Source organism: Streptomyces sp. NPDC056628, from assembly GCF_042792555.1.
In the GTDB taxonomy this organism is placed as follows: Bacteria; Actinomycetota; Actinomycetes; order Streptomycetales; family Streptomycetaceae; genus Streptomyces.
Genome location: NZ_JBHTWG010000024.1, coordinates 1 through 21768, shown reverse-complemented (window position 1 = coordinate 21768; position 21768 = coordinate 1). Strand labels below are relative to the sequence as shown.

At 71.4% G+C, this 21768-nt stretch carries 20 protein-coding genes; 14 read left to right on the top strand and 6 right to left on the bottom strand.

Annotated elements, in window-relative coordinates:
• Window positions 1-141: 141 nt before the first annotated feature.
• Window positions 142-384: a DUF5302 domain-containing protein gene (locus tag ACFRAC_RS25045; RefSeq protein WP_361353694.1), complete on the top strand. Its 243-nt coding sequence runs from the start codon at window positions 142-144 to the stop codon at window positions 382-384.
• Between the two features lie 115 nt (window positions 385-499).
• Here the strand turns inward: ACFRAC_RS25045 and ACFRAC_RS25040 are convergent, their stop codons facing one another.
• Window positions 500-1312, bottom strand: a complete 813-nt coding sequence (locus ACFRAC_RS25040; RefSeq protein WP_382927717.1) for an SAM-dependent methyltransferase — start codon at window positions 1310-1312, stop codon at window positions 500-502.
• Between the two features lie 375 nt (window positions 1313-1687).
• Here ACFRAC_RS25040 and ACFRAC_RS25035 point away from each other — a divergent pair, with 375 nt between their 5' ends.
• Window positions 1688-3118, top strand: coding sequence for an endo-1,4-beta-xylanase (locus ACFRAC_RS25035; RefSeq protein WP_382927713.1), 1431 nt, complete (start codon window positions 1688-1690; stop codon window positions 3116-3118).
• A gap of 112 nt (window positions 3119-3230) precedes the next feature.
• On the opposite strand, the gene ACFRAC_RS25030 is transcribed toward ACFRAC_RS25035, so the two are convergent.
• Window positions 3231-5408 carry an FUSC family protein gene (locus ACFRAC_RS25030; RefSeq protein ID WP_382927710.1) on the bottom strand — a complete coding sequence of 726 codons (2178 nt, stop codon included), beginning with the start codon at window positions 5406-5408 and terminating at the stop codon, window positions 3231-3233.
• Window positions 5409-5867: 459 nt separating this feature from the next.
• On the opposite strand from ACFRAC_RS25030, the gene uvrA reads away from it, so the two are divergent.
• From uvrA to ACFRAC_RS25015, 3 genes are all read left to right on the top strand, one after another.
• Window positions 5868-8336, top strand: coding sequence for an excinuclease ABC subunit UvrA (gene uvrA / locus ACFRAC_RS25025; RefSeq protein ID WP_382927707.1), 2469 nt, complete (start codon window positions 5868-5870; stop codon window positions 8334-8336).
• 174 nt (window positions 8337-8510) lie between these two features.
• Window positions 8511-9173 carry an SDR family oxidoreductase gene (locus ACFRAC_RS25020; protein WP_382927703.1) on the top strand — a complete coding sequence of 221 codons (663 nt, stop codon included), beginning with the start codon at window positions 8511-8513 and terminating at the stop codon, window positions 9171-9173.
• A gap of 218 nt (window positions 9174-9391) precedes the next feature.
• A complete protein-coding gene (locus ACFRAC_RS25015) occupies window positions 9392-9712 on the top strand; it encodes a DUF2795 domain-containing protein (RefSeq protein WP_382927700.1) in 321 nt (106 codons plus the stop codon).
• Between the two features lie 244 nt (window positions 9713-9956).
• Here ACFRAC_RS25015 and ACFRAC_RS25010 read toward each other — a convergent pair whose 3' ends face one another.
• Entirely contained in the window at window positions 9957-11381 is a 1425-nt protein-coding gene (locus ACFRAC_RS25010) for an NAD-dependent succinate-semialdehyde dehydrogenase (RefSeq protein ID WP_382927698.1), read from the bottom strand.
• Between the two features lie 347 nt (window positions 11382-11728).
• Here ACFRAC_RS25010 and ACFRAC_RS25005 point away from each other — a divergent pair, with 347 nt between their 5' ends.
• Window positions 11729-12109: a DUF2267 domain-containing protein gene (locus ACFRAC_RS25005; protein ID WP_382927695.1), complete on the top strand. Its 381-nt coding sequence runs from the start codon at window positions 11729-11731 to the stop codon at window positions 12107-12109.
• Window positions 12110-12259: 150 nt separating this feature from the next.
• Window positions 12260-13444, top strand: coding sequence for a hypothetical protein (locus ACFRAC_RS25000; RefSeq protein ID WP_382927692.1), 1185 nt, complete (start codon window positions 12260-12262; stop codon window positions 13442-13444).
• Here the strand turns inward: ACFRAC_RS25000 and ACFRAC_RS24995 are convergent.
• A complete protein-coding gene (locus ACFRAC_RS24995; protein WP_382927687.1) occupies window positions 13431-14321 on the bottom strand; it encodes a LysR family transcriptional regulator in 891 nt (296 codons plus the stop codon). The two genes, ACFRAC_RS25000 and ACFRAC_RS24995, sit on opposite strands and share 14 nt — an antisense overlap.
• Window positions 14322-14605: 284 nt before the next feature.
• Here ACFRAC_RS24995 and ACFRAC_RS24990 point away from each other — a divergent pair, with 284 nt between their 5' ends.
• From ACFRAC_RS24990 to ACFRAC_RS24980, 3 genes are all read left to right on the top strand, one after another.
• Entirely contained in the window at window positions 14606-15781 is a 1176-nt protein-coding gene (locus ACFRAC_RS24990) for an MFS transporter (RefSeq protein ID WP_382927683.1), read from the top strand.
• A 118-nt stretch (window positions 15782-15899) separates the two neighbouring features.
• The gene (locus tag ACFRAC_RS24985) at window positions 15900-16745 is read left to right on the top strand and encodes an aldo/keto reductase (protein ID WP_382927680.1); all 846 of its coding nucleotides are present in this window, start codon (window positions 15900-15902) and stop codon (window positions 16743-16745) included.
• A gap of 13 nt (window positions 16746-16758) precedes the next feature.
• Window positions 16759-17367: an NADPH-dependent FMN reductase gene (locus ACFRAC_RS24980; RefSeq protein WP_382927675.1), complete on the top strand. Its 609-nt coding sequence runs from the start codon at window positions 16759-16761 to the stop codon at window positions 17365-17367.
• A 39-nt stretch (window positions 17368-17406) separates the two neighbouring features.
• Here the strand turns inward: ACFRAC_RS24980 and ACFRAC_RS24975 are convergent, their stop codons facing one another.
• A complete protein-coding gene (locus tag ACFRAC_RS24975; protein WP_382927671.1) occupies window positions 17407-18459 on the bottom strand; it encodes an LLM class oxidoreductase in 1053 nt (350 codons plus the stop codon).
• 159 nt (window positions 18460-18618) lie between these two features.
• Entirely contained in the window at window positions 18619-18996 is a 378-nt protein-coding gene (locus ACFRAC_RS24970; protein WP_382927667.1) for a DUF2267 domain-containing protein, read from the bottom strand.
• A gap of 560 nt (window positions 18997-19556) precedes the next feature.
• Here ACFRAC_RS24970 and ACFRAC_RS24965 point away from each other — a divergent pair.
• The 4 genes from ACFRAC_RS24965 to ACFRAC_RS24950 form a co-directional block, all read left to right on the top strand.
• Window positions 19557-20006 (top strand): DUF1931 family protein, encoded by a 450-nt coding sequence (locus ACFRAC_RS24965; RefSeq protein ID WP_382927665.1) that lies wholly within the window; start codon window positions 19557-19559, stop codon window positions 20004-20006.
• A 239-nt stretch (window positions 20007-20245) separates the two neighbouring features.
• Entirely contained in the window at window positions 20246-20812 is a 567-nt protein-coding gene (locus tag ACFRAC_RS24960) for a type 1 glutamine amidotransferase domain-containing protein (protein ID WP_382927663.1), read from the top strand.
• A 333-nt stretch (window positions 20813-21145) separates the two neighbouring features.
• Entirely contained in the window at window positions 21146-21316 is a 171-nt protein-coding gene (locus ACFRAC_RS24955) for a hypothetical protein (protein WP_382927658.1), read from the top strand.
• Window positions 21317-21397: 81 nt separating this feature from the next.
• The coding region (locus ACFRAC_RS24950) for an Hsp70 family protein (protein ID WP_382927655.1) at window positions 21398-21768 on the top strand (371 nt) is incomplete at its 3' end.

Sequence of the window (21768 nt, the reverse complement as noted above, 5' to 3'; positions counted from 1 at the left end):
CGGGACACCACCCCCGGAGCCCGACGTGCACCGTGGCTTGAATGTCGGGCTGTCACCCCGCCCCGCCATGCCGACCGCTCCTCGCGGTGCCCCGGCATGACAAGCTGGGCCCGCCCGTCCCCCCGAACCCAGGAGGTCACCATGACCGCAGAGCAGCCCGCCACGGAAGGTTCGGAACCGGCCGACGCCGAGACGTCCCCTCTGACGCCGGACGACGACGGCGCCTACGACCTGAAGCGCAAGTTCCGTGAGGCCCTGGCGCGCAGGCGCGGTGCGCAGGCGGACGCGGCCGAGGGCGCCGGGCACGCGAACGCGTCGAAGGTGCGAGCGGCCCACGGTCCGGCCGCGAACCAGCGGTCGTTCCGCCGGAAGAGCGGCGGCTGATCCCGGTCGGCCTCGCGGCCCGGCCGCACGACCGACGCCTGGCCCGCAACGCGCCTGTCCGCAGCGCGCGTTGCGGGCCAGGCGCCGTCCTGCGGGCTGCCGTGGCGGAGCCCGATCAGTTCTTGGCCGCGACCCCGGCGACGGAGACGTCGGGTGTGTCCGTCTCGGACGCGTCGGGGTCCGGGCGCCAGGAGGCCGTGGCGACGACCCCGGGCTCGACCAGGTCCAGGCCGTCGAAGTAGGAGGCGATCTCCTGCGGCGACCGGAGGTGGTAGGTGTTGGCCGACTGCTGGTTGTACGCCGCGACCGCCGTGTTCAGCGCCTCGTTGGTGTTCGTACCGTCGCTCAGCGCCAGCCAGCTGCCCGCGGGCAGCCCCGCCAGCAGGGCGCTCACCAGCTCCACGGGACGGTCGTCGTCCGAGATCTGCCCCATGATGCCCAGCATGGTGAGGGCGACCGGGCGGCTGAAGTCGAGCGTCTTGGCGGCTTCGGCCAGGATCCGCTCCGGGTCGCGGACGTCCGCGTCCACGTAGGCGCATGCCCCCTCGTCGCTGCTGGTGAGCAGCGCCTCGGCGTGCACCAGCACGAGCGGGTCGTTGTCCACGTACACGATGCGGCTCTCGGGCGCGATGCGCTGGGCCAGCTCGTGCGTGTTGTCCGCGGTGGGCAGGCCCGTCCCGATGTCCAGGAACTGACGGATGCCGGCCTCCTGCACCAGGAAGCGCACGGCGCGCGAGAGGAACCGCCGCTGCAGCCGGGCGACGGCGGCGAACTCCGGGAACGTCGACAGGATGACGTCCCCGACTTCGCTGTCGACGGGGTAGTTGTCCTTGCCGCCCAGCAGGTAGTTCCAGACCCGCGCCGAGTGGGGGCGATCGGTCTGCAGCCTCGCCACGACGTCGGCGGGCGAAGATTCCGAGGATTCCATGGGGACAGCTTCACACACCGTGGTGATCAAAGTGATCAAGTGCGGGGATTCTTCCGCGTCTTGGTGGACGGGGTGGGAGGGGAGCCCATCAACGGGCTCCCAGGGTGGGTACGAAAGTTTCGGAGTACTCATGACGGCCCTGTCATTGCCTGGCGAAAAAGCGGTGATCAACCGTCGGTATCGACCGTCGATCACGCTGGAATCATGAGGGATTCTGGCCCTACGGGGTCGGCGAAACATTCGATCCTCAATCGGAAATATTCTTGCGAGAGTCCTTGACGATCCACCGTCAAGCCTCAATGATCCGCCTACAGAAAGCGCGCGCCTTCCCCCGCTCTTCGGCCGTTCCGTGAGAACCACGAAGGAGGCACCCCCATGGGCATCCAAGCCCTTCCCAGAGCCGCCGTCCGCCAGAGGATCCGTGGTCCGCTGATGGTGCTGGCCGCCGGCGTCCTGGGGCTGACGACCGCACTCGTCGCACCCACGAACGCCGACGCCGCCGAGAGCACGCTGGGCGCCGCCGCGGCACAGAGCGGCCGCTACTTCGGCGTCGCCGTCGCCTCGGGCAAGCTGGGCGACTCGGCGTACACGTCGATCGCGAACCGGGAGTTCAACTCGGTGACGGCCGAGAACGAGATGAAGATCGACGCCACGGAACCCCAGCGGGGCCAGTTCAACTTCAGCTCCGCCGACCGCGTCCACAACTGGGCCGTGCAGAACGGCAAGCAGGTGCGAGGCCACACGCTCGCCTGGCACTCCCAGCAGCCCAGCTGGATGCAGAACCTCAGCGGCAGCTCCCTGCGCCAGGCCATGATCGACCACATCAACGGCGTGATGGCCCACTACAAGGGCAAGATCGCCCAGTGGGACGTGGTGAACGAGGCGTTCGCCGACGGGAGTTCGGGCGCCCGCCGCGACTCCAACCTCCAGCGCACCGGCAACGACTGGATCGAGGTCGCCTTCCGCACCGCGCGCGCCGCCGACCCGTCCGCCAAGCTCTGCTACAACGACTACAACGTGGAGAACTGGAACTGGGCGAAGACCCAGGCCATGTACAACATGGTCCGGGACTTCACGTCGCGCGGCGTGCCCATCGACTGCGTCGGCTTCCAGTCGCACTTCAACAGCGGCAGCCCCTACGACAGCAACTTCCGCACCACCTTGCAGAACTTCGCGGCCCTCGGCGTCGACGTCGCCGTCACCGAACTCGACATCCAGGGTGCCCCGTCCTCGACGTACGCCGCCGTGGTCAACGACTGCCTGGCCGTCTCACGCTGCCTCGGCGTCACCGTCTGGGGCGTGCGCGACAGCGACTCCTGGCGCGCCAGTGACACGCCGCTGCTGTTCAACAACGACGGCAGCAAGAAGGCCGCGTACACCGCCGTCCTCAACGCGCTCAACGGCGGCACGACCACGCCCCCGCCGACCGGGGGCGGCGGCCAGATCAAGGGCGTCGCCTCGGGTCGCTGCCTGGACGTCCCCAACGCGTCGACCACCGACGGCACACAGCTCCAACTGTGGGACTGCCACACCAACAGCAACCAGCAGTGGACCGTGACCGACGCCGGTGAGCTGCGGGTCTACGGCAACAAATGCCTGGACGCCGCCGGCACCGGCAACGGCACCAAGGTCCAGATCTACAGCTGCTGGGGCGGCGACAACCAGAAGTGGCGCCTCGACTCCGACGGATCGATCGTCGGCGTCCAGTCCGGCCTCTGCCTCGACGCCGCCGGCACCGGCAACGGCACCCGGATCCAGCTCTACTCCTGCTCGGGCGGCGGCAACCAGCGCTGGACCCGCACCTGAGACACAAGCCGCCAGACACAGGCTCCAGGGCCGCCGTCATGAGGACGGCGGCCCGTCCTGATGGGGCCACCCCTCAGGTCCAGGAGGTGCGGCGCTCCCCGTCGCCATGCCGTCAACCACCCCGGTGCGCGGGCTCCGATCCGTCACCCTCCGCAGCCAGGGTCGCCCGCACGCGCTGCTCCTCGCGAGCAGAGTTCACGTCCCGTTCCAAGGGGGTGCGGCTCACGGCTGCCGCGAGGTCCTCCAAGGCCCGTTTCTGAAGTTCCGCCTCGCGCCGCACGACCGGGCTTCCCTTGCCGCCGGCGGCGCCCTCCCACGCGCGGAGTGCCTCCTCCAGGCGCCCCCAGTCCGGGTTCCGGTGCTCGCGCACATCGTCCGCCGCCCGCTCGACGTCCGCCTCGAGCGCCTCGGCGAGCCGCTCCGCCTCGGGGACGAAACGGCTGTCGGCCCGCGGGACGTGGCTCTCCATGAGCATCGCCGCCCGGCCGAACCGCTTCAGTGCCTCCTGCGCCTCCTCCGCCTCGCGGGACGTCAGACCCCGGGGGGCGACCGGTTCGTGCCGTGCCCGGTGGTAGGCCTCCTGCCAGGCGGCCCGTGCGTCCCTGCTGGCGAGCAGTGCCATGCGCATGTCGGCGCGATGTTCCCGGGTCGGTTCGGCGTAGTTGCGGAGCACTGCGGCGGCGTAGCGGCCGTCGGCGGCGAGCCAGTCCGCCAGCCGGCCCGGCAGCCGGGGTGTCTCCCATGCGGGGTACACCACGTACGCCAGCATGGCCAGGATCCCGCCGAGCAGGGTGAGCACCACCCGCTCCGGGACCGTCTGCTCCCATGCCTGGCCGCCCATGCCGAGCAGGAAGACGACGTACGCGGCGGTGAAGCACTGGGAGTAGGCGTAGCCGGTACGGTTCAGCGTGTACGACAGGCCCGCCGAGACCACCGCCAGCGCGGCGGACAGGTGGGCGTCCGGGCCCAGGACCCGCACCATGCCGGTGGCGAGCGCGACCCCCGCCAGGGTCCCGGCGAGACGGGCCACCGCACGCGCGTACGTCTGGTGGAAGTCCGGCCGCATCACCATCACCGAGGCGATGGGCGCCCAGTAGCCGTGGCCCAGGGGGAGCCGGGCGGCGATCAGATAGCCGAGCGTGGCCACCGCCGCCAGGCGGACGGCGTGCCGGAACACGGGTGAGTCCCGGCGGAGCTCACGGCGGACCGACTGGGCGACGACCGGGACCAGCCGGAGCATGGTCGGGCGCACCAGGAACTGGGCGCTCGCGGGGCCGGGCGGCGGAGGCGCCTTGTCGCGCGCTCCGCCGCTCCCGGCGATCTCCAACGCCTCGCCGAGCAGTTCCACGAGCTGTTCGGCGGCTTGCCGCGCGGGGCCCTCCAGCACCTCGTGCTCCTCGTCGACGCGCAGGACGTCCGCGCTCCGGGGCGGTATCTCGGCGGGAGTGCCGCGGCGGATCGAACGGGCGGCCGCATCCAGGACGTCGGCGGCCGCGTCGAGCAACTCCCGCGCCCGGTCCCGCCCGGGTCCCTCCGCCGGGGCGCCCACGTCCGGATCGGCGAGCGCCGCGACGACCGGCCGAATACGCTCGGCGAGTCCCCGGGGGCCGTGCAGGACGGAGGGCCGGGTGCGGGCCTGTGACGGCGTCACGGCGGCCGCGTCCCGGGCCGTCATCAGGGGCTCCGGGTCGAACGGCGCGGTCGGGTCGTGCCGCAGCCGGCGTGCGTAGTCCGCCACGGCCGCCAGAGCGTCGGCGAGCGCGTCACGATGCGCGCCCCAACGCCGGATCGGGAACAGCAGGATCAGCACGGCTTGCACCACGCCCCCGAGCGCGATGACCCCGGCGTGCTCCAGAGCTCGCCCGACGCTCGTGGGCAAGGTGACGGTCACCAGCATGCTGCCCACGGTCGTCGCCGCGACGATCCCGGCGGTCGTTCCGACGGCCCACGCCATTCCCGCGGCAAAGGCCCATACGGCCAGCAGCGGCAGGAACGTCACGAGTCGCCCCGCCGCCAGGTAGCCCACGAAGGTGCTGAGCGCCAGACCCGCGCCCGCGCCGAGCGCGACCACCTTGCGTGGACGCCAGTTGCGCTGGAAAGTGGCTCCACCCGCGGAGTAGGCGCCGAGGGCGGCGGACGCGGCATACGCGGGGGAGACCAGCCACAGCGTCGGCCCGATGACGAGCGCCACCCCAGCGGCCGCACGCAGCGCGAGCAGGGGCTCCAGCCGCGTCTCCTCGATCTTGAGTCCGGATCGCGCGACTTCCCCGAAGGCCCGCCGCCAGCTCACGGGTGTCCGCCTGGCCGGAACGTTGTGCCGTGTCGCGTCGGCCTGGTCGAGGTGCGGCAACCGTCAGGCAAGGAAGCCTCCCACACGGCCCGCCGGCCGGCCGGCGGCCGCAGCCGCCGACGGTGGTGCTGCCACGGCGGACACTCTGCTGAGCGTCCGCCGTCCGTCTTCCGGGCCGGAGCGCGGGCCATCGTTGTCGGTTCAGGTCCGGCCGGTGCGCGGCGACCGCCCCCGGCCCCGTCCGGCGGACGGGCGGAGGGGGCCGTTCACCTGGATCAGGTGCAACGGTCGTTTTGCCGCCGGCCCGCCAGGCGGAGCTTCGGCGCTCTGGCGGCACAGCGTCCGGGTCCCCGTCGACCTCCGAGGCGAAACAACCACCACGACGACGTCCCCGTTCCCCTCGCGCACGGTCACGGCGCCTGTCGCGCGCTTCCCGGGGCGATCAGGTAATCAGGAAGGGTGACCGAGGACGCGACCGACCCCTTCGTGCATGTCCGGGGCGCCAGTGAGAACAACCTGCGGAACATCGATGTCGACGTTCCGCGGGACGCGATGGTCGCCTTCACCGGAGTCTCCGGTTCGGGCAAGTCCTCGCTCGCGTTCGGCACGCTCTACGCGGAGGCCCAGCGCCGCTACTTCGAGTCCGTGGCCCCGTACGCCCGAAGACTGCTGCAACAGGTCGGCGCACCGCACGTGCAGGAGATCACCGGACTCCCACCGGCCGTGGCCCTGCAGCAGCGACGCGGATCGCCCAGCTCGCGCTCGACGGTCGGCACCATCACCACGCTGTCCAATCTGCTGCGCATGCTGTACTCCCGTGCCGGCACCTATCCGCCCGGGGCCGAACGGCTGGAAGCCGAGTCGTTCTCACCCAACACCGCGGCCGGCGCCTGCCCGAACTGCCACGGACTGGGCGTCGTGCACGACGTCGCCGAGGACCTGCTCGTCCCGGACCCCTCGCTGAGCATCCGCGAGGGGGCGATCGCCGCCTGGCCGGGCGCCTGGCAGGGCGTCAACCTGCGCAGTGTCGTGAACGGCCTGGGCATCGACATCGACCGGCCGTGGCGCAGGCTCAGGAAGAAGGACCGGGACTGGCTGCTGTACACGGACGAGCAGCCCTCCGTGTATATCGAGCCGGAGGAGGACCGCATCGACTACGGCTACCAGGGCAAGTTCTGGAGCGCCCGCAAGCACGTCATGCACGTCCTCGCCGACTCCAAGAGCGAGAAGATGCGCGAACGGGCGCTCCGGTTCGTCGTGAGTGTGCCCTGCCCCGAGTGCCACGGCAGCGGACTGCGGCCCGAGGCGCTGGCCGTGACCTTCGCCGGACGTTCCATCGCCGAGATCAACGCGATGCCGCTCACCGAGGTCGTGGCGCTGCTGCGGCCGGTCGCCGGGCGGTCCGAGGCCGACCCCACCACGTCGACCGCCCGGTCCGGGGAGACGACCGAGGTCGCGGTCCGGATCTGCGGGGATCTGGTCGCGCGGATCGAGGTACTGCTCGGTCTGGGCCTCGGATACCTCAGCCTCGGGCGCCGCTCGACGACCCTGTCGCCCGGCGAGGCGCAGCGCCTGCGGATCGCGACCCAGCTGCGCTCGGGGCTGTTCGGCGTCGTCTACGTCCTCGACGAACCCTCCGCGGGCCTGCACCCGGCCGACGCGGAACCGCTGCTCGACGTGCTGGACCGCCTCAAGGCGGCGGGCAACTCGCTGTTCGTCGTGGAGCACGACATGGACGTCGTACGGCGGGCGGACTGGGTGGTCGACATCGGTCCCGGCGCGGGCGAGGGCGGCGGACGCGTGCTGTACAGCGGCCCGGTCGCCGGTCTCGAGCGGGTCGGGGAGTCGGCCACGAGCCAGTACCTGTTCGGGCGCGCCCAGCCGCTCGATCACCGCCCGCGCGCACCGCACGGCTGGCTGCACCTGCGCGGCGTCTCCCGCCACAACCTGCGCGACGTGTCCGTCGACGTACCGCTCTGCGTACTGACGGCGGTGACGGGCGTGTCCGGTTCCGGAAAGTCGACGCTGGTGACGCAGGTGCTCGCCGAGGTCGTCCGCGAGCACCTCGGACTCGTACCCGAGGAGCCCGAGGAGGCTCAGCTTGAGGTCGACGTCCAGGACGCGTCGGGGGTCGAGTCGTTCGACCGGCTGGTCCTGGTCGACCAGCGGCCCATCGGCCGGACTCCCCGGTCCAACCTGGCCACGTACACGGGGATGTTCGACGCGGTGCGCAAGCTGTACGCGGCGACGGACGAGGCCAGGGCGCGCGGCTACTCGGCCGGGCGGTTCTCCTTCAACGTGCCCGAAGGCCGGTGCGAGACCTGCCAGGGCGAAGGGTTCGTCGCGGTGGAACTGCTGTTCCTGCCCGGCACCTACGCGCCGTGCCCGACCTGCCACGGCGCCCGGTACAACGCCGAAACGCTGGAGGTCACCTACCGCGGCAAGAACATCGCGGAAGTGCTGGCGCTGTCCGTCGACGACGCCGCCACGTTCCTGTCCGCCGTCCCGGCCGCCTCCCGCAGTCTGGAGACGCTGCGCGAGGTGGGACTGGGATACCTGCGGCTGGGCCAGCCCGCGACGGAACTCAGCGGTGGTGAGGCCCAACGCATCAAGCTGGCCACCGAACTGCAGCGAGCCCGCCGCGGGCACGCGCTCTACCTGCTGGACGAGCCGACGGCGGGGCTGCACCCCTCGGACATCGCGCTGCTGCTGCGCCAGCTGCACCGGCTCGTCGACGCCGGCAACACGGTCGTCCTCGTCGAGCACGACCTGGACACGGTCGCCACCGCCGACTGGGTCATCGACCTCGGCCCGGGCGGTGGCGACGCGGGCGGCCGGGTGGTCGCGTCGGGCCCGCCGGCCAAGGTGGCGAAAGCCCGCCGCAGCGCCACCGCGCCCTATCTCGCGGCCCGGCTCGCGCGTTCCTGACGGCAGAATCACGATCGCGCGTCCCCGGGCACCCGCGGCGCGACCCGGTGGCCGGGTGGTCTCGCGCACCAGCGCGACGCGCGAGTACGCGGACTTTGCGCCACCGCGGGACCCGACCCGCCGTAGCGGTCCCGCAGCCCGGCGGGAGCGGTCGCGTGTGGCAACAATGACCCCATGCACTTGGTGATCGCGGGTGGACACGGAAAGATCGCGCGCCGGCTGACCCGGCTGCTCTCGGCGCGCGGCGACAACGTCACTGGGCTGATCCGCAACCCGGACCACGCCGACGACCTGCGCGCGGACGGCGCGGAACCAGTGGTGTGCGATCTGGAGCACGCCTCGGTGGAGGAGGTCGCCGGCCACCTCGGCGGCGCCGACGCGGCACTGTTCGCCGCGGGCGCCGGACCGGGCAGCGGCGTGGAACGCAAGCAGACGGTGGACCGGAACGCGGCCATCCTCCTCGCCGACGCGGCCGAGCGCGCCGGGGTGCGCCGCTTCCTGGTTATCTCCTCGATGGGCGCGGACCGCCCGCCGCCGCCCGGAACCGACCCGGTGTTCGCCGCCTACCTGAAGGCCAAGGGCGAGGCGGACGCCTACATCGCCTCCCGCCCGGGACTGGACTGGACGATTCTGCGCCCGGGGTTGCTGACCGACGACCCCGGTACCGGGCGCGTCACGCTCGCCGAGCACACCGACCGCGGCCAGGTGCCGCGCGACGACGTGGCCGCGGTTCTGGCCGCCCTGCTCCACGAGCCCAGGACCGCCGGGCGCATTCTCGAGCTGATCAGCGGGTCCACGCCGGTCGAGGAGGCGGTGCGCGCCGTGGCCGGCGACTGACGCCGCACGCCGCCGATCACAAACCCGCTGTGCCAGTGCTCGGTGCCGTACTTCCTGATCCCGGGTTCGGGCACGACGATCACCTCCGTCCAGGCGGGGTCCTTTTGGACCAGTCCGGCAAACCGGTGAAATCCGGCGGGTGAAGAAGGTGAGTGAGCGGTCCCTGCCGGTTACCCGGGTGGCCCAGGATTCCGGATTCCGATGAGGGAGAAGGAGCCATGACTCACAGTACGAGCGCCCGGGACGTGGTGGAGGCCATCAAGGATGTCGACTTCCCCGCCGACAAGAACACGCTGATAGAAGCGGCGAGCCGGAAGGGCGCCCCGCCAGAGGTCATCAAGGCACTGCGCGGCATTCCGCCCGACCAGTACGCCAACCGCAAGGAGGTGGCCCGGTCGGTCCGTGTGGACCCCGACTCCGACCTGGGGCTGAGCCCGGCTCAGCGAGCCGAGCAGGCCCGGAAGGGCGGCAGGCCCGGACAGTCCCAGCGTCTGCGCGAGGTGCCGAAACCGCCGGTCGAGGAGGAGCTGGACAGCTGACAGCGGCCGCTCGCTCCGGCCGCGCCCCTCAGCGGGTATGCCGCCCCGCGGCCCGCTCGGCGCCGTCGCCGGCGCCGAGCGGTCCGGCCGGAGCTGGCTCCGCCCTGGCCTCAGGCCGGGTTGCCGGCGAGCCGCGCACGGCACAGTGGTGGCGCTGGTGGCGCCACGGCCCGCACGGACTGGACCGGCAGAAGGGCGTCACACCTGCGGTGCGGCGCCCTTCTGCCGGTCGACCGGGCGTAGGTCAGCCCAGCACTTCCACGATCGGGGCGTCGGCGTCCACGTAGCGCACGAGCTTGCGGTTCGCGAATTCCACGATGCCCACGTCGCCGAGTTCGCGCCCGTAGCCGGAGCGCTTGATGCCGCCGAAGGGCAGCTCCGGCCTGGACGCGGTCGGGTGGTTGATCCACACCATGCCCGCCTCCAACTGGTCCGCGACTCCGCGAGCACGTTCCGGGTCGGCGGCGAAGACCGCGCCTCCCAGGCCGTAGCGGGAGGTGTTGGCCAGCGCCACGGCCTCGTCCTCGTCGGCGACCCGGTAGACGACGGCGACGGGGCCGAAGAGCTCTTCCCGGTAGGCCCGCATCTCCGGTGTGACGTCGGTGAGGATGGTCGGCTCGACGAAGGAGCCCGGCAGGTCGGGCCGCCCTCCGCCCAGCACCACCGTGGCTCCCTTGTCCACCGCGTCACGAACCTGCTCCATCAGGAGGTCGGCCGCGGCCTCGGAGGACAGTGGGCCGAGCGTGGTGGCGGGGTCGGCTGGATCTCCCGGTCGCACCTCGCCCATGCGGTCACGCAGCCCGCTGACGAAGGCGTCGTAGACGTCGGCGAGGACGATGAAACGCTTGGCCGCCACGCAGCACTGCCCGGTGTTGCCCATCCGGCCGAGGAACGCGGCGTACACGGTGCGCTCGAGGTTGTGACCGTCCAGTACGACGAAGGGATCACTGCCACCCAATTCGAGGACGGACTTCTTGACGTTGCGGCCGGCGATCTCGCCCAAGCTCACGCCCGCCCGCTCGCTTCCGGTCAGTGACGCTCCCTGCACACGAGAGTCATCGATGATCCTCCCGACGTCTTTGCCTCGCACGAAGAGGTTGGTATAGACCCCGGCCGGCGCACCCGCGTCCGTGAACAGCTGCTCAAGTGCCAGTGCGGACTGGGGGCAGCTGCTCGCGTGCTTGAGCAGGATCGTGTTGCCGAGGACGAGGTTCGGGCCCGCGAACCGGACCACCTGGTACAGCGGGAAGTTCCACGGCATCACACCGAGGAGGACGCCGAGCGGCTCGTTCACCAGCACGGCCGTGCCGTCGGGCACCGGCAGGGGTCGTTCTTCCAGCAGCTCGGGGCCGTGCTCGCCGTAGTAGATGAGGATGTCGGACGCGAGGTCGACCTCGGCACGGCTCGAGTCGATCAGCTTGCCGACCTCGAGGGTCAGCAGCCCCGCCAGTTCCTCCTTGCGCTCCTTCATGAGCCGGCCGGCGCGTTGCACGAGGGCCCCACGGTCGGCCCGCGACCGGGCACGCCAGTCCGGGAAGCCGCGGTGCGCCGCGTCGACCGCGCGCTCTACCTCCTCCGCGCTCAGCTCTGGGAATTCCCGAACCCTCTCACCGGTGTACGGATTGACCGTGGCGATGGGGCTTCCCTGGGCAGTGACATGGGCGTCCATGGCGCCTCCCTGGAGTGGGGATCACCGGGTTACCACTCCCGGACGCACTCACACTTGCCGATTCCCCATAATCTCCTACAAATCGGGCACCTGGTCGCAGCCCCGGTTCGGCTACGTCGGCGCTCTCATGGTGTGGCTCTCGGCCTGTGTGCGAAGACGCCGGACCCCACGTCCGGGACACCATCCTGGCCGGCAACGCTCCGCACACCACGGTGCACGGAGGCGTCGAGCTGCGGTGGTCGTACGTGGTCACCGCCGTCCGTGCGCGGGCGCGGGCCGGGTCGGCGTGGGAGGCTTGCAGGGGGGCGCGCCGTTCGTCGCAACACAGCAGCGAAGGGGTACGACGCATGGACGAGAAGGAATTCCTCCGTACCGTCGCCGAGCGCACAGGACTGAGCCGGCAGGAGGCCGCGGACCTGACCCGGGCCACGCTCGAGACGCTGGCGCACAGGCTGAGCGCGGGGGAGGCCAGGGACCTCATCACCGAGCTCCCCGAAGGCCTCGCCGAGTCGGTACGCCGTGGAGCCACGGGCCGCATCGAGCGCTTCGGCCACCAGGACAGCGTCCGGCGCGTGGCCGAACGCACCATGCTCAAGGAGGAGGAAGCCGACCGGGGTGTGCGGACCGTGCTGGCCGTGCTCCGGGAGGCGATCAGCGAGAAGGAGTTCAACGACCTGATGTCGCAGCTCGGAACGGACTTCTCGCAGGCCGTCGAGTCCGCCGGGTGACCCCGGATCCTCCGGTACGCCGACCGCGCCACGGCGGCAGCGGCCCGGACGCCGAGTGTGCGCAGGGGGCCGGCGGCACGGTGGGTGACACCCGTGGACCGCTGGTCCTTCGCGGCCGCCATGGCGTGAGGCTCACACGAAGGTGCGGTCATGACGGCTGACGTGCCGGAGACGTCCTCCGGCAGAACCGTACGCGTCGTGCTGGTGGCCGACCCCGGCCTGCCGTCGGACATCGCCCGGGCTCTCGCCCCCCGGTTGCCCGCCCATCTGACCCGGTCAGTCCGTGCCCAGGTCGGATGGCAGGTCGACACGATGACCGCCCCGCTGGGCGGGAGCGAGCAGGCCGACGTCTCCGACATCGCCGAGATCGTCAGACGTCACCTGGACCGTGCCGTATGGGACGTGGCGGTCTTTCTCACCGACCTTCCGCGGCGGGCCCGGCTCTACCCGATCAGCGTGGAGGTCGACACCGCGCTGCGGGCCGCGCTCATCTCCCTTCCCGCCCTGGGGGCCCGCCGCCTTCGGCGGCGGGTGCGGCTGGCCGTCGTGGATGTCGTCCGAGTGCTGGTCACGGACGAGGAGACGCCCAGGCACCCGGAGGTGATCGGCCGCCCGCCGCGCGAACCGGTACCGGACACCGGTCCCGGCCCCGAGCAGCCCCAGCGCTATGTCGTGCCCGGCCTGCGCGGCCATGCCCGACTCGTCGCCGGCATGGTGTACGCCAACCGTCCGTGGCGGTTGTTCGGCTCCCTCTCCCGGGCCTTGGCGGGCGTGTTCGCCACGGCTACGGTCCTGTTCGTCAACACCGCCGCCTGGAACCTCGCCACCGAACTCGGCGCCGTGCAAAATGCCGTCATCACCACTGTGTCCGCCGTCGCGCTCACCCTGTGGATCATCGTCGACCACCAGCTCTGGGAGCGCGGCGCCCACCTCCCCGCACGGCACCACCCCCTGTACCCCTACAACCTGGTCACCCTGCTCACCATCTCGCTCGCGGTGGTGGTGCTGGGCACGGCCCTGTTCGCGACTCTGGTCGCGGTCTCCTTCCTGCTGCTGGACGCGTCCGTCCTGCGCAAGTTCATCGGACGGCAGGTCGGCGTCGGCGACTACCTCTTCCTGGCCTGGTTCATCACCGCCATCGGGATGATCGGCGGGGCCTTCGGCACCGGCCTCGAAGGGGACGAGGAGGTGGCCGACGCCGCCTACGGACGACGGCAGCGTGAGCGTCAGCGGATGCTGCGGCAGATGTCGCGGGCGGAGCGAGACGGACGCGGGGGGCCGGACACCACCGACGAAGGACGCCCGGGCGGCGGTCCGGGCGTCACAGGGCGATGACGTGGAGGTCGACCAGGTCGAGCAGCGCCCGCAGAGCCGAGCTGGGCCGCCGGGTCGACGACGTGCCGAGATGCATGCTCCAGCGGAGCACGGTGCCGTGGACGTCCAGGACGTGCAGGCCGGGGGTGCGGGCAACGGCGAACGCGGGCAGGAAGGCGATGCCCAGACCGTGCCGGACCAGTGCCGCCCCCATGTCGATGTCGGGCACTTCCAGGGCCACCCGGCGTACGACGCCCGCCGCCGCGAACGCCCGGTCGACCACCTCGCGGTTGCCGTAGCCCGGCGGGAAGTCCACGAAGGGCTCGTCCGCGAGGTCCGCGAGTGTCAACTCCCCCCGCTGGGTGAGCGGATGGGTGGCGCTCACCACGAGCACGAGCGGCACCGTGGCCAGTTCCCGGGCGTCGATCCCGGCGGGTTTGCGCTCGGGCAGCGAAAGGAAGGCCACGTCCAGGTCCCCGCTGAGCAGCGCGTGCGCCAGTCCCGCCGAGCCGGTCGTCGCCAGCCGCAGCCGGACGTCGATCGCCGGATGCCGCGCGTGCAGCTGCCCGAGGAGCGCGGGCAGGTCCACCACCTCGACCGAGGCCATCGCGCCCACGTTCACCGTGCCGCGCAGCGTGTCCTGGGCGGCACGGACGGCGTCCTGGGCCGCCTGGGCGGCGTGCAGGGTGGCCCGGGCCTCCGGCAGCAGCGCCGCGCCCGCCCCGGTGAGCCGAACCTGCTGCGAGGTGCGCTCGAACAGCGCGCAGCCGAGCTCGCGCTCCAGGGAGCGGATCGCGGCGGACACCCCCGACTGCACCACGTGCAGCCGACGGGCGGCGCGCGTGAAGCTCAGCTCCTCGGCGACGGCGATGAAGTGCTCCAGCTGACGTAGCTCCACAAGAGAAGTATCTCTCGCATGGCTCGAGCCCAGCAAAAACATTCGTTGGCGTTGATCCTGGCTGGTGAGGAGGATGGAAGAAGCCATCCGCTTCCGTCCGAGGAGGGGTACCCCTGCCTGCCGCACCGACGCCGCTGAGCCGTCCCACAGCCGACGCTCCCGGCGACCCGACCCACCAGATCCAGGCTCTCGCTCCCGCCGGCCTGCCGCCCCGCGCCCCCGCCGCCCTGCCGTCCCAGGCCCGCGTCCGGCGCCGTGCCACGCACACGACCGGCTTCTGGTTCGTGGCGGTGGCCTTCACCGTGCTGATGGCCTTCGGCACCGCGCCGACCCCGCTGTGGCCGCTGTACGAGGCCCGGGACCACTTCGGCGCGACCACGGTCACGGTGGCGTACGCCTCGATGGTCGTGGGCGCGGCGGCCGCCTTCCTCGGACTGGGACACCTGTCGGACCGGCTCGGCCGGCGGCGCATCATCGTCCCGGCGCTGCTGGTCGGCATCGTCGCGTCGGTCGTACTGATGGTGTGGCGGGACCTGCCGGGGCTGATCGCGGGCCGGGTCCTCAACGGTGTCGGACTGGGGCTGATGGCCTCGACCGCGACGACGTACCTGCACGACCTCTACGACGAGGCCCGCCCGGAACGGACGGGTTCGGTGCTGCCCGGCATCGTGGCGACCGCCGCCAACCTCGGCGGCCTGGCCTCAGGGCCCCTGGTCGCCGGAGCCGCCGCCGAGTGGCTTCCCGCGCCCCTGATCACCACCCAGGCGATCTTCACGCTCGCCATGGGGGTGTGCCTGGCGCTGGTGCTGTGCACCCCGGAGACCGTGGACCTGGAGCTGCCCGCGGCGGAACCGCCCAGCAGGTTCGTCCTGCGCCCCGGCGGCCGGCGGACGTTCGGCGCGGCCGGTGCGCTCGGCGCCTTCGCCTTCGCGATCCTCGGCCTGATCTCCTCCCTCGGGGCGAGGGTGCTCCACGGCACCCTGCACACCGACTCGCACCTCGTGGTCGGCCTGGCGGCCTTCCTCATGTTCGGTTCCGCGGCGGCCGCCCAGCTGGTGCTGGGACGTCTTCCACTGCGCCGGGTCCTGACCGTGGGGGCGGTGGCCTTCCCGATCGGCCTGGCCCTGTGCGCCGTCGCCCTGTACCACCCGGCGCTCTGGCTCTATCTGGCCGCCGTCTCCCTGTCGGGAGCCGGCTCCGGTCTGCTGTTCAAGGGAGGCGTCGTACGGGCCGGTTCAGTGGCCGAGCCCGCCTCGCGCGCCGGGGTCCTCGCCGTGTTCTTCGTCGTCGCGTACCTGGGAATGGGCCTGCCCTCCGTCCTGTTCAGCATCGCCCTGCGGCACTTCGCCGTGCAGACCGCGATGATCGGTTTCGCGACGGTCCTCTCCTGCGGCGCCGTCGTGTCGGTGGTCGTTGCGCTGCGGGATCGCGCACCCGGTTCCGGCGAGTTCCCGGCGTAGTCCGCTCACCCCTCCTGACCTCTTCGCGGCGCCTGCGACACGGCTGTTGGGCGGCGCGGAACTGGGCACCCGGTGCGGGCGCGCGGGCCACGGATCCGCGGCAGACAGGAGGCCCGAGATGTCTGCGGAATCGGCCAAGACTGTTGCGCTCCCCTCCGGTGAGGAGATCGCGGCGGCCGGGCAGGGCACCTGGTACCTGGGTGAGAACCCCGCCCGGCGTCAACAGGAGATCGCCGCGCTGCGACTGGGCGTGGACCTGGGTATGACCGTCGTCGACACGGCGGAGATGTACGGCGAGGGCGCAGCCGAGCTGCTCGTGGGGGAGGCCCTCCGCGGACGCCGGGAGGAGGTGTTCCTCGTCAGCAAGGTGCTGCCCGGCCATGCCGACCGGAAGGGCACCGTCGCCGCCTGCGAGGGCAGCCTGCGGCGACTCCGTACGGAACGGCTGGACCTGTACCTGCTGCACTGGCGGGGACGGTGGCCACTCGAGGAGACCCTGGCGGGATTCGCCGACCTGATGGAGGCGGGGAAGATCCGTTACTGGGGCGTGAGCAATCTGGACGTGGCCGACATGACCGAGTTGGTCACCCTCCCCGGTGGCGACGACGTGGCCGTCGACCAGGTGCTGTACAACCTCTCCCGGCGCGGCATCGAGTGGGATCTGCTCCCCTGGTGCCGCGAGGCGGAGGTGACGGTCATGGCCTACTCCCCGATCGAGCAGGGCCGGATCCTGCGGGTCGAGGCACTGGGCGCCGTGGCCCAGGCCCTCGGAGCGACACCGGCCCAGGTGGCACTCGCCTGGGTGCTGCGACAGGGCGTGGTCGCGATCCCGCGTTCCGGATCGCCCGATCACGTTCGGGAGAACCGCGGCGCGGTGGACCTCCACCTTCCCCCCGAGGTGCTCGTCGTCCTCGACGAGGTGTTCCCGCCGCCCAGCGGGCCCACGCCCCTGGAGATGCTCTGAAGGAGTTGACAGGATGACGCGCCCGCTCGTCGTCGGGCTGGGAGGTTCCCTGCGCACCCCGTCGACCAGCCTCACGGCACTGTGTGTGGCGGTCGAGGGGGCGGCCGACGGGGGCGCCGACACCCAGGTGCTCGACCTCAAGCGGCTGCGTCTTCCGTTCTACACGTCCGAGCGCGAGGCCCCTCCGTCCGCCCGCCGGCTCGCGGACACCGTTCAGGCCGCCGACGCCCTGCTGTGGAGCAGCCCGACCTACCACGGGTCGGTCAGCGGCGCGTTCAAGAACGCGGTGGACTGGCTCGCCCTCCTGGCCGACCGCGACCCGCCCTACCTGAGCAACAAACCCGTCGGGATGCTGACGACCGCCGGTGGAGTGCAGGGCCTGCAGGCGATCAACGCGATGGAGTTCATCGTGCGGTCGCTGCGCGGCTGGGCCGTGCCACTGGTGCTGGCGGTCCCGCGGTCCTCCCGGGTCTTCGACGGCGACGGACTCCTCACCGACCAGGGGGTCGCGGACCAATTGCGCGGCCTCGGCGCGGAGGTGACCAGGGCGGCCCTGCAATTCCAGGCGGAGGGCACGTGCGACTACGCGCAGGAGCGGCCGTCCGGGGCCTCCCGGGACTGAGCCCGGCCCTGTCACGCGGGGTACCGGGGTCGTGCTCCCTCAGGGCCCGGTCCGCTCCGCGGGCCGGTGCTCGCCACGCGCCCCGGAGCGCCCGGGCGGGAAGTGCGGCAGCACGTGTTCGGCCAGTTCGTCGATCACGTCGGCGACCGGACGGCGGCTCTGCTTGAAGTTGATCATCAGTTGGTCGATGCCGATGCCCTGCCAGGCCCGCATCATCGCCAGGAACGACACCCGGCCCACCGAGAAGCCCTGGTGGATGCGCCGGGGCAGGGCCAGCGGATCCTCGGTCAGATCCAGATAGGTGGCCTGCGCGTACGGCTTGAACCTGCCGTCGTCGCCCCGGGTCAGCTCCCGCCACCGCTCGATGTTCTCGGCCTGCTGCTGGAGCGGCGGGGTGTAGTACAGCCAGCCGTCCGTGTTGTCGGCGATCCACCGGACGTCCTGTCGGCCGCGTCCCGTCATCAGTACGGGGATCCGCTGGTACACCGGCTTGGGCAGCAGATCGGTGCCGTGCATCCGGCCGAGCGGCGACTCCACGTGCGGGAAACGATGCTCGAGGACGACACGGAAGTACTCCAGCGACTGCCGGAACCTCTCGGCCCGGCTGCCGAGGTCCTGACCGAGGGCCGGGAACTCCACGGGCCGGTCACCGGTGGCCACCCCGAGCAGGAGCCGCCCGCCCGACAACTGGTCCACCGAGGCGGCCGCCTTGGCGGTGTGCAAGGGATGCCGCAGGGGCATGACGATGCTGGAGGTCCCCAGGGTGATCGAGGTGGTGCGGGCACTGAGCTGACCCAGGTACACCCAGGGGTCGAAGACCTGCCCGGCGTCCCCGAAGCTCGGGTCCAGCAGCGGCACGTCACGGACCCACACCGAGGCGAAGCCGGCCTGCTCGGCCTGCTGGATCCGCTCGATGTGCCCGGCCAGGGACGGCACGGGCCCGTCGAATCCCTCCAGGGGCGTGATGGCTCCGACGGTCATCCTGCCGTCGGGGTACGCCCTGGCCATGGCCGCGTGCTCGGAGAACGGCCGCTGCGCCCTGCCCTCGACGTCCACGGGTGCGCCGGCTGAAGGAGCTGTCGACTGTGTCATGCGATCCTCCGGCGATCTCATGCCGAGTCCGAGTCCGGATCCGAACCCGGGTCTGCGTCGGACGTGTGCTGAGGCTGCCCGACCGAGGGTCCTCGCGCATCCCTTCGCCGACGTGGCGCCGACGTTCCGACAGGAGCGCGCTCTGCCTCATGGCTCCTTCTAGCCCGGGGCGCCGACGAGAGCCTTGAAGTCCTGGGGCAACTGGGACATCGCCTGGCGGAACTCGCCGTCACTGACCGCGTCCCTCAGGGTGCTCAGCTCCGCCCGTACGCCCTCGCGGGCCTCGTCCGGGCTCACCCCTGCTCGCCTGCTCACCCGATCGATGAACTCGTCGAGTCCGAAGCGCTCGGCCTCCGGGGTGGGGGAGACCAGCGGTTCCTTCAGCTGCTTGGGCAGTTGGGACGCGAGGTCCTCCGCCTCACCCCGGGTGAGCCGCTCGGCCAGGGTTTCCAGGGTGGCACGGGTGAGGGGCTCCGCCTTCTCCGGGGGGACAGGGGCGCGCCGGGTGACGGTGTCGAGAAAGGTGTTGTAGTCCATGAGGCGTTCCCCTTCTGATGCTTTGCACCTGCCTGTCGTGGGCCTGAGACAGCCACCGAAGGGCTGCGTCGTGCGCCTGGTGGTTGCGGGCTGATGCGCCTCATCGTGCGTGCGCCTCAGCGGAGCCCACTTCCATGCTCGGGATGTGGGCCACTCGCTGCCTGCCCCCGACGGGCGGAAAATCGGCGGGCTCCGTGGACCCCCGAGCACAGGTGCGGACGGCCTCCGCCACGGCGAAGGGGACACCGCCACCGGTCTGCCGGACGTGCGTCGGGGCGCCGTGCCTGGGGGCGCGGCCGGCTTTCCCGCCGTCGCGTTTCCGGCCGGCCCGCTCGGCGTCCAGAGCGTTCCACGGCGCGAGCCGTCGGGTGATCTCCATCAGCCGCACTGCGAGGTCGATGCTGTTCCGCCAGGGTAGGAAGGGGTGTTCTTTTTCGGCCTGGGGTGCGGAGGCGCCCAGCAGGCGGGCTCTGCGAATCTCGACCGGTAACAGCCGATGGCGGCGCCGGCGGGAGCGAACGACGCCGTCCGGTCCGGTTCCCGGTGAGGAGGCGAGAGGCATGGCTGTGATGGGTGTGTCGAAGTTCGAGAGGTTCTTCCGCGCCGCCGCAGGCCTCGACGTGGACAAGAGCGACCTGAGGCGGTACGGCGACTTCGTCGACGCCAAGCTCTACGACCTCCTGGTCGTCGGCCAGGCGTCGGCCAAGGCCAACGGCCGGGATATCGTCGAACCGTGGGACCTACCGATCACCAAGGGCCTCCAGGAGAGCATCCACCGGTTCCGGCGGCTTGACGAGGAGGTCGAGCTGAAGCCGATCCTGGAACAGCTCGCCACGCACCCGCCCCTCGACAGGACACCCACCCAGGAGACCGAAGAGCGCTACCCCGAGATCATCGGCGGTCTCAGCGTCGCCCTCGCCGACACGTTCAAAATCATGTACCCGGACGTCAAGAACCCGCAGACCAGCCATTGGGACGGCGCGACCGCGGTGTTCGACCGGCTGCTGTAGCAGTCGCGCCCCGGTGCATGTCACCGATCTGAACCGACAAGGCGGCAGACGGACACCGGCCCGTCGACGCCCACGGCGACGGCTGGGCCCGGACCGAAGTCGTAGGTCACTCCGACGGCAGCTCCGGCCGACACACGCTCGGGGCACCCTCGGCCGAGGCTTTCGGTCCCCGGTAGGGGATCCGGACAGGCCCTGCCGCTCTCGTCGTACGACCAGCGACTCGTGAACGGAGCCACACCATGACACAGGAACTGCAAGGGATGCGGGTGGCGATTCTGGCCACCGACGGCGTCGAGCGCGTGGAACTCGACCTGCCGCGCGGTGCGCTGCAGGGCGCGGGTGCGAAGACCGAGATCATCTCGCTCCATCCCGGCGAGATCCAGGCCCGCCAGTTCGACCTCAACTCGGCAGGAACCTTCCCCGTGGACCGCTTGGTCGCCGACGCCTCCGTCGACGAATACCAGGCCCTGCTCCTGCCCGGCGGCACCATGAACCCCGACCAACTGCGCATGGACCGCGACGCGGTGAAGTTCGTCAAGGACTTCATGGCCACCGGGAAGCCGGTCGCATCGATCTGCCACGGCCCCTGGACCCTGGTGGAAGCCGACGCAGTGCGCGGCCGCCGCCTCACGTCCTGGCCCAGCATCCGCACCGACCTGCGCAACGCCGGCGCGGAGGTCGTCGCCGATCAGGAGGTGGTCGTCGACGGGCAGCTGATCACCAGCCGCAGCCCAGCCGACCTGCCTGCCTTCTGCGCCGCCATCGTGGAGCAGTTCGCCCGGGCGCACCATCCCACGCCCGGCTGAACCAACGGCCAGGTCGCCGCGGAGAGAGCATGCGGTGCATGCGGTGCACGGTGGCCGTGGACTCACTCCCCACGCCACGGGCCGGTCATCCGCGGCGGTCGCCTCCGTACGGGCGCCTGTCCCTGGGCGTGGCGTCGCGCGGCCGCGTCGAACGTCGCCACGCCCAGGGACAGGACCGCCGCGGCGCGCCGTACCAGCCTGGAGACGCCTGTCCTCGCGGACCGACCGTTGGCGCCACTTTTCGACCCGCTGGGCGCAGGCGGATGACCGGGTGAACAGCCACTTTGGGGCCTGTAGGACCGCTCGGCGGTCCGTCGGCAAGAGGGAAAGGCCATGACCGAGCAGACCGCGGACATCACCTCGGTCCGCTCGATGGAACCCAGCCGGTACGACGTCGTGGTGGATCAGCACGTCGCCGACGAGGCCGTCCGGTCGGTCGCCGCGCTGGACAGCAGGGCTGGCGCGAACACGGGCGGCCGCCCGCGCAGCGGCCCCGCCAGCTGAACGAGTTTCGAAGCCGGGCGGACAGAGCCCGGAGGATGAACGGTCGCCGACGGACGTCGACAGCCGCGGGAGGAGTTCCTCATGGCGAAGGCAGTGGGTATCGACCTGGGTACCACGAACTCGGTGATCGCCGTGTGGGAGGGCGGTGAGCCTACGGTCGTGCCCAACACCGAGGGCAACCGTACGACACCGTCCGTGGTGGCTTTCACCGACACCGGGGAGCGGCTGGTGGGTCAGTTGGCCCGCCGTCAGGCGATCCTCAATCCGAAGGGCACGATCTATTCGGCGAAGCGGTTCATCGGCCGGCACTTCGACGAGGTCTCCGACGAGGCGAAGGCCGTCGCCTACGACGTGGTGCCGGGTGAGAACGGTGAGGCCCGTTTCAAGGTGCGTGACAAGTTGTACGCGCCCGAGGAGATCAGCGCTCAGGTGTTGCGCAAGCTCGCCGACGA